At 62.7% G+C, this 1,801-nt stretch carries 3 protein-coding genes and 1 pseudogene; all 4 read right to left on the minus strand.

The window, feature by feature from the left end:
* Positions 1-201, minus strand: a pseudogene (locus VMR03_RS08665) (CoA pyrophosphatase); the annotation flags it as partial.
* A gap of 6 nt (positions 202-207) precedes the next feature.
* Complete coding sequence (locus VMR03_RS08670; protein ID WP_325404246.1) at positions 208-528, minus strand: XRE family transcriptional regulator; 321 nt, start codon at positions 526-528, stop codon at positions 208-210.
* Positions 525-887 carry a type II toxin-antitoxin system RelE/ParE family toxin gene (locus tag VMR03_RS08675; RefSeq protein ID WP_325404248.1) on the minus strand — a complete coding sequence of 121 codons (363 nt, stop codon included), beginning with the start codon at positions 885-887 and terminating at the stop codon, positions 525-527. Before VMR03_RS08675 ends, VMR03_RS08670 begins: the two co-directional genes overlap by 4 nt.
* A gap of 41 nt (positions 888-928) precedes the next feature.
* Positions 929-1,570, minus strand: a complete 642-nt coding sequence (locus tag VMR03_RS08680) for a DUF1285 domain-containing protein (protein WP_414693162.1) — start codon at positions 1,568-1,570, stop codon at positions 929-931.
* Between the last annotated feature and the right edge of the window lie 231 nt (positions 1,571-1,801).

Below are 1,801 nucleotides of genomic sequence, written 5' to 3' on the forward strand. Positions count from 1 at the left end.
GGGATATTCGACGATCGGCACCAGCACGGCGGCGGCGCGCAGCGAGACGGCGGGCGTCTCTTCCCAGTCGTCCGGGTTCATGTCGTGGTCGCCGCGCAGGCGGCCATTCGCCATTTCCGCGACGCGCGGCGCCAGCAGCACATCGAGCGGCGGCGGATCCCGGTCGACCCGGGCGAGAATGCGATCGCGGTAGCTCGCCATAAAAAGTTACTTCGTCGATTGGCTGAAATTCGTGATCGTCACATCGCCGTTCGGGAAATGCGCAACGAGACGCAACTCGCCGCCCAACCCCTCGATCACCTGCCTGATCTTGCTGATATGCGCGTCGTCGCGACGCTCGAGCTTGGCGATGGCCGGCTGTTCGACACCGAGCAGCGTGGCAAGCGAGGTCTGCGTGACATGCAGGGCTTCGCGCAATTCGTGCAATGCCATCTCTTCGCGCAGCGCCGACGCTTTCGCCCTGATGCGTTCGCGCCGCTCCGCCGGCAATTTGCCGACGAGGTCGCCGAACTTCCTGCGTCCGGTCATGGGATCAATCCTTCCTTCTTCAACTGAACCAGATGCTCGTCATAGAGGCGATCCGCGACGGGAACGAATTCGTCATAAAAGCGGTCGCGCCCCGTCTTGTCGCCTCCGATCAGCAGAATGGCTGATCGGCGAGGATCGAACGCATAGAAGACACGAATGGGCCTGCCGCCGCTCTGGATTCGAAGCTCCCTCATATGCCCGTGCCTCGATCGTTCGACGCCCGAAGAAAATGGAAAACCAAGCGTCACGCCCCTTTCCTCAAGCAACGTGACGACGGCGGCCACATCCTCCTGCTCCCGGTCATCAAGGCCGGTCCACCAAGTACCGAACTCGTCGGTATATTCGACCTCGCATTCCATCTAGGGAATATATTCCATATGTGGAATATTGTCCAGGACGATCAAAAGGCCATCTCCTCCGCCGGCATGAAGGGGAAGAAGACGCCGCCCGACCAGACGCCGAACCAGCGCCGGCCTTCGTGTTCCTCCTCCGCGCCCAGTTCCACGAGGTCGTAGAAGACGGCGCGGGCGATCAGCGCCTCGAGCCGGGCCCTGACGTGTACGTAAGGCGCGGGTTCGCCTGTTTCGGCGTCGATCACGAAGCGGATCGGATGGTCGGCTCCGGCGGCCGTCTCGTCGCCGACATTGGTCGTGAAGATGAGCGTCTGGCTCCGGCCCTCGCCCTCGACCTTCATGGCGACGGCGAGGAAGGGCGCGTCCTCGACCCTGATGCCGACCTTCTCGACCGGCGTGACCAGATAGTATTTCCCGTCCTCGTCATGGCGAAGGATGGTCGAGAAGAGGCGGACGAGCCTTTCCCGGCCGATGGGCGTTCCCATGTAGAACCAGGTTCCGTCGCGGGCGATTCGCATGTCGATATCGCCGCAGAAGTCCGGGTTCCACAGATGGACCGGCGGCAGGCCACGCGCACGCTTGCCCTCCGCCTCGGCGGCGGACAGAAGGCCGGACGCAGCGGCGCCGCCCGCCTCCTTCGCCTTTTTATTCTCCGGCAAGACCGTCAAACCTCCACTCCCCGATACCAAACCGGACCGTCCGGCCATAATATCGTCATGAAACCCGTCGCGAATGGTCGGGTCGATGCGGCTCCCGGCCCTTTCGCTTCTGAAAGGGCACGGCACACTCTATACTTAGGTCAATGCAGACACTCAGTGAAGCGGATGGCAACGCCGTCCAGGAAATCGAAGCCTCCGGCGCCAAGATCGCGGCGGCACGCGCGGCCATTGCGGAAGTCATCTACGGCCAGGAACAGGTCA

It is taken from the genome of Parvibaculum sp. (genome assembly GCF_035511255.1).
Lineage (GTDB): Bacteria > Pseudomonadota > Alphaproteobacteria > Parvibaculales > Parvibaculaceae > Parvibaculum.

Coding starts and splice junctions, on each gene's coding strand:
- VMR03_RS08670 (WP_325404246.1), bottom strand. CDS start 528: ATGACCGGACGCAGGAAGTTCGGCGACCTCGTCGGCAAATTGCCGGCG.
- VMR03_RS08675 (WP_325404248.1), bottom strand. CDS start 887: ATGGAATGCGAGGTCGAATATACCGACGAGTTCGGTACTTGGTGGACC.